Origin of the sequence: Eubacterium sp. An11 (assembly GCF_002161065.1) — a bacterium.
Lineage (GTDB): Bacteria > Bacillota > Clostridia > Lachnospirales > Lachnospiraceae > Anaerobutyricum > Anaerobutyricum faecale.
The window spans coordinates 1-6,683 of the sequence record NZ_NFLV01000056.1; the positions used below are offsets into that span (position 1 = coordinate 1).

Here is a 6,683-nt window from a genome sequence, read left to right on the forward strand (position 1 = left end):
ACCCGGCGGGGCATCCGCAGGCAGGCCAGAGAAGATATCCGGCAGTTAGCCTATGAGCAGAAATGCGCAAAGATAGCAAAGCGCCGGGAAGAGCGGGCGGAGAAGGAAAAGCTCCGTGCCAAAAAGAAACAGGCTGCGCAGGACGCCCGCCTTGCTGCACGGCAGACGAAAGCGGCCCGCAAGGCAGAGGACCGAAAGGCAAGGGAGACGCAAGATGATAAGGCTGTACAAAAAAGTGCTTCAAAATCCCGTCAGACAGCATCCCAGTCTTCCGCCAGGAAAAAGAAACGGAAGTTTCAGACCATAGAGGACTACCTTCCGATTGAAAAGATTGCCCACGGTGTCATTTACACAACGGATGGACGGTATGTAAAGATCCTGGAAGTCGAGCCCATCAACTTCCTGCTCCGAAGTGCCAGGGAGCAGATGGGGATCATCTACAGCTTTATCAGCTACCTGAAGATCAGCCCGGTAAAGCTGCAGATCAAGATGATCTCCAAACGGGCGGACATCAACCAGCATCTGGAGAAATCCAGACAGGAGCTGGAAAATGAAACGGATCCCCGGTGCCGGGAGCTGCAGGAGGATTACCTGAAGTTTGTCCGGAACCTAAGTTCCAGGGAGGCCGTTTCCCGGCGGTTTTTCCTTGTTATGGAATATGAACCTTTTAACGTCAACCGGAAGGTGACGGAACGGGAGATCTTAGAGTCTCTTGAAACGACGGCGCAGACAGCCAAGACCTTTCTGTACCAGTGCGGCAATGAGGTGACAGAACATGAAAATCCGGATGAGTTTACCACGGATGTTTTGTACACCCTCTTAAACCGCTCCCTTTGCGCCACCCATCCCTTGCAGGAGCGCATTGCTTCCGTACTAGCACGGTACGCCAAGGAGAACCGGCCCGACGAGGACATCCGCATCAGTGAATTTCTCTCCCCGGAAACCCTGGATTTCCGGCACTCCAGCTATGTGCTGATCAACGGGGTCTACCACTCCTATCTGTACGTACCGTCATCCGGCTACAAAAGCCGGGTGGTGCCGGGGTGGCTCTCCCTTTTGGTAAACGCCGGGGAAGGCATTGACGTGGATTTTTACCTCCACCGGCAGCCAAAGGATAAGATCCAGCAGCGGCTGGGACAGCAGATCCGGATCAACCGTTCCAAGATCAAGGACGCCTCGGATACCAATACCGACTATGATGACCTGGATTCCGCCATCCGCTCCGGTTATTTCTTAAAACAGGGGCTGGCGAATAATGAAGACTTTTATTACATGAGCCTTCTCATTACCGTCACAGCCTCTACTTTCGAGGAACTGCAGTGGCGGGTACAGGAGATGAAAAAGCTCCTGATCTCCCAGGACATGGACCTGAGAACCTGCTACTTTCTGCAGGAGCAGGGCTTTTTATCCACGCTGCCCCTGGCATCTCTGGATAAGAAGCTGTATCAGCTTTCCAGGCGGAACGTTTTAACCAGCGGGGCGGCAAGCTGCTATCCTTTTGTCAGCTACTCCATCTGTGATGACAACGGGATTTTATTTGGTGTCAACAAGCACAACAACAGCCTTGTCATTGCGGATATCTTTGATTCCAGGCAGTACAAAAATGCCAACGTGGCGATCCTGGGCTGCTCCGGTGCAGGGAAAACCTTTACCATGCAGCTTTTTGCCACCCGGATGCGGCGCAAGAACATCAAAGTCTTCATCATAGCGCCGCTGAAAGGGCATGAGTTCTACCGGGCCTGCAAGAATATCGGCGGGGAGTTCATCCAGATTTCCCCCGCCAGCCGGAACTGCATCAACATCATGGAGATCCGGAAAACGGATAACTCCGTCAATGAGCTGCTGGACGGTCCTTCCATGGACAACTCGGCACTGGCCGGGAAGATCCAGAAGCTGCATATCTTCTTCAGCCTGCTCATCCCGGACATGACCCATGAGGAGCGGCAGCTTCTCGATGAGGCGCTGATCAAGACCTATGCCAAAAAGGGGATCACCCACAAAAACGAGTCCCTGATCGATCCGGCTCATCCGGACCGGTATAAACCCATGCCGATCCTGGAAGATGTCTACGATATCCTGATGGAAAGCGATGACACGAAACGCATGGCCCACATCTTAAACCGGCTGGTCCACGGCTCTGCTTCCTCTTTTAACCAGGAAACCAACGTGGATCTGACCAATAAGTATACGGTTCTCGATATCTCCGAGCTGACCGGGGATCTATTGACAGTGGGCATGTTTACCGTCTTGGATTATGTCTGGGATATCGCAAAGGAGAACCGAACGGAGGAAAAAGCCATCTTCGTGGATGAGGTCTGGCAGCTCATCGGTGCGTCCAGCAACCGCCTGGCTGCAGAATTTGTCCTGGAGATCGCCAAGATCATCCGGGGATACGGCGGTTCTGCCGTCTTTGCAACGCAGGATTTAAACGACTTTTTTGCCCTGGACGACGGCAAGTACGGAAAGGGAATCATAAACAACTGCAAGACTAAACTTGTCCTGAACCTGGAAGACGAAGAGGCGCAGCGGGTCAAACAAATCCTACATCTTTCCGAAACGGAGCTTCTTAACATTACGCACTTCCAGCGGGGCAATGGCCTGATATCCACGAATAACAATAACATTACTGTGGAATTTAAGGCATCCGCCCTGGAAAAAGAGCTGATCACTACGGACCGGCAGGAACTTCTGGAGATCCTGGAACGGCACAGACAAAAAGCAGCCGGGTAACGATGCCAAAGCAACCCATGGGGAGTGTCTGATGCAGGGCAGGCACTTCCTTTTTTCATTCCCCTGTACCTTTTGAAAAGGAGGAGACTTATGAAACGAATCAAAACCCACATCCTCCGCCGCTGTTTCGCTTTCCTGATGGCAGCCATCGTCCTTGCGGGGACAGCCATCACAAGCCCCATGACAGCCCATGCGGCGGATGGAACCCTTAATTTCCAGACCGGTGAATTAATCTCTTATGGCGATTACTACACCACAAAGATGTCTGTGGATAACAACGGCACGGCCTACTGTGTCCAGCCCATGAAGAAAACGCCGGCGGCGGGCAGCTATCAGTACGACCTGCTGGGAAAAGACTCTGCGCTCCGCAAAGCGCTCTACTACCTGCCCGGCGGTTACGGCTATGAAGAGCAGAACATCGCCGGCACCTATTTAAGCGGCTGGTCTGAAAATGACCGCTACGTAATCGGTCATCTGGTGGCTTCCTATGTGTACAGCAATTACGACGCCGGAAGCGGAGCCTTTTATGGCGCGCCCCAAAGCTACATTGATAAGGCGGTGGAGATCGCCAATGCGATCCAGGGACTGCCTGCGCCGCCGGACTCCTTCCGTGCCTTTATCATTCCGTCTGACAGCAACCAGACCGTAGCGGGATGCTGGTACGAAAAGCCCTACGGCTGGATCGAGATCCAGAAATCCACGGCAAACAGCTCCGTTTCTGACGGGAACGGCAATTACAGCTTAAAAGGCGCTCAGTATGGCATCTATCAGGGCAGCAACCTGGTAGAGACATTGACCACCGATGAGAATGGCTATGCCAAATCCGGAGATCTTGAGGTCGGCAGCTACACGATCAAAGAGCTTTCTCCGTCTCCTGGATACGCCCTGGATACCAATGCCTATGATGTGACCGTTTCTTCCAATGAAACAGCAAAAGCAGAGGTCAAGGAAATCCCCCAGAATAATCCCCTCTCCCTGGTGCTTCAGAAGCTGGATGCAGACTTAAAGGATGCCATTCCCCAGGGCGCTGCCAGCCTGAAGGATGCGGAGTTTACCGTGAAGTTCTACACCACCATCTCCGATACGGATCCGGCTGCAGGCGGCAGTGAGCCTGCCCGCACCTGGGTATTCCGTACAGGAGAAGACGGGGAGATTTCCTTTACGGAGGAATACAAGGTCAGCGGAGGTGCGTTCTACTACGCAAGCGACGGCAAAACGCTGTGCGTGCCTCTTGGAACCGTGACCATCCAGGAAACCAAAGCGCCAGCAGGCTACCAGCTCAATGAAACGGTGTTCGTTCTGCCGATTTCCAGTAGCGGTACGGAAGAAACTGTCTCTGCTTACCAGGCGCCGGATGTACCGGATGCTGTCATCCGGGGCGGTGTCAAAGTACAGAAACGAGATCTGGAAACCGGCGGCACCACGCCCCAGGGCGGCGCTACACTGGAAGGCGCTGAGTTTGCCATCACCTCATTAAATGAGAACCCGGTAGTCGTCGATGGAACGACCTATCAGAAGGATGAAGTCGTCCTGACCATCAAGACCGATGCCTCTGGACTGGCATCCACTGCTGCGGACGCTCTGCCTTACGGCAGTTACCGTGTAGATGAAGTGACGCCTCCCACCGGTTATTTAGGGGAAGGCACCCTCTCCGCTGAGTTTACCATCTCTAAGAACGGGGAAATGGTGGACCTGACTGGAGAAGACAGTTCCATCTCAAACCAGATCATCCGGGGCGGTGTCAAAGTGCAGAAACGTGACATCGAAACCGGGAAAGCTGCCGCTCAGGGCGGTGCTACCTTGGAAGGCGCAGAATTTACCATCACCAGCTTAAATGCCAATCCGGTGATCGTGGACGGGGAAACCTACGAAAACGGGGAAATCGTCCTGACGCTTGTGACGGATGAGAAGGGGCTGGCTTCCACGGCGAAAGATGCCCTGCCTTACGGCCATTACCGGGTGGATGAGACAAAAGCACCGGAAGGGTATCTGAACGAGGGCCGTATCTCCCTGGAATTTGACATCACGGAAGACGGCAAGATCGTGGAACTGACCGAAACCGGCTCATCCATTGAAAACCAGGTCATCCGTGGGGACCTGGAGCTTGTTAAAGTCAGCGACGGGGATCTGTCCCGTCTCGCAGGCGTACCGTTTACTATTACTTCCAAAACAACCGGCGAGAGCCATACCATCGTGACCGATAAAAACGGTTATGCCAGCACATCCGCAGAGTGGAACAAACATACCTCCAATACCAACCGGGGTGAGACTGCGGAAGACGGCATCTGGTTTGGAACCTCCGAGCCGGATGACTCCAAAGGTGCCCTGATCTATGATACTTACACCATCGAAGAACAGCGCTGCGAAGCCAATGAGGGCAGAAACCTTCTTACCTTTGATGTAGAAGTGTACCGGGACTCTGTTACCATCGACCTGGGAACGCTGACCAATGACAAGGTGGAGATTGCTACAACCGCACTGGATAAAGAAAGCGGCTCCCATATGGCAAAGCCCGATGACAAGGTAACGATTGTGGACACGGTTGAGTATGAAGGGCTGAAAAAAGGCGTGGAGTACCGGGTGGTCGGCACGCTCATGAACAAAGAAACCGGGGAACCTTTTGAAATTGATGGGAAACCGGTCACAGCAGAGACGACCTTTACGGCGAAAAAATCTACCGGCAGCGTGGAAGTAGAATTTACCTTTGACGCTACGGGCCTTGGCGGAACTACCGTGGTCTGCTTCGAGGAACTGTGGCAGGATGACCTGAAAATGGCTGTTCACGCCGATATCGAGGATCAGGACCAGTCCATCTTCTTCCCGGAGATCGGTACTCAGGTGAAAGATTCCGAAACCGGCCTTCAGATGGCTCACGCGGATGAGGAAGTGACACTCATTGATACCGTATCCTATTCCAACGTACCCGCCGGAGAAGAGCTTACCCTGCAGGGAATCCTGATGGATAAAGAAACCGGGGAAGCATTGGAGATTGACGGGGAAACCGTGACTTCTGAGCTGACCTTTACACCGGAAAGCACGGAAGGGACCGTGGATGTGGAGTTCACTTTCAACGCCACGGAAGCGGCAGGCAAGACACTGGTTGTCTTTGAATCTCTATATTATGGGGAGGAAGAAATCGCTTCCCACCAGGATCTCGATTCACCGGAGCAGACCCTGGTCCTGCCTTCTGTCAGCACCACTGCAAGAAATCCGGAACTTGGGAACCAGACCGGTCTTGCGAAAACGGAAGCATCCATTACGGATACAGCCGAATATACCAACCTCATTGCCGGGGAAACCTTCACGATCCGCGGCACGCTGATGGATCAGGAAACCGGCGAAGAGCTGCTGATCGATGACAAGCCCGTAACGGCTGAAGCAGAATTTACCCCGGAGGAGACTTCCGGAACCACCGAGCTGACCTTTACGTTTAACGCAGAGGCACTGGCCGGAAAAACACTGGTGGTCTTCGAGGAAATCTTTTATAAAGATCAGGTGGTTGCGTCCCACAGGGACATTTCTTCCGATCCGCAAAGTATCTACTTCCCGCAGATCGGCACCTCTGCCACAGACGGGGAGGACGGGGATCAGGAGATCCTGGCCGACAGCGAGGTAACCATCAAGGATACGGTTTCCTATGAAAACCTGATTCCCGGGGCATCCTATCTCTTAAAGGGCGTGCTGATGGATCAGGAAACCGGGGAAGAACTGCTTCTTGACGGCAATCCGGTCACGGCTGAAACCGCATTTACACCGGAAGAGCGCAGCGGCTCCGTAGAGGTTGTATTTACCTTAGACGGCAGCTCCCTTGCAGGAAAATCCCTGGTTGTCTTTGAAACCCTCTACTATGTAGATGCAGACGGGACACAGCGGGAGATCTGCTCTCACAAGGATATTGACGATGCGGGACAGACCGTACATCTCTCCGAAAATCCTCCGGAAGTACCGGAAGA

General features: G+C 53.4%; 2 protein-coding genes. Both read left to right on the plus strand.

Going from position 1 to position 6,683, the window contains the following annotated elements:
- Positions 1-2,730 (plus strand): ATP-binding protein (locus tag B5E53_RS18210; protein ID WP_343215687.1); only part of this gene is annotated, 2,730 nt, incomplete at its 5' end.
- 90 nt (positions 2,731-2,820) lie between these two features.
- Positions 2,821-6,683 (plus strand): VaFE repeat-containing surface-anchored protein (locus B5E53_RS18215; RefSeq protein WP_087317534.1); only part of this gene is annotated, 3,863 nt, incomplete at its 3' end.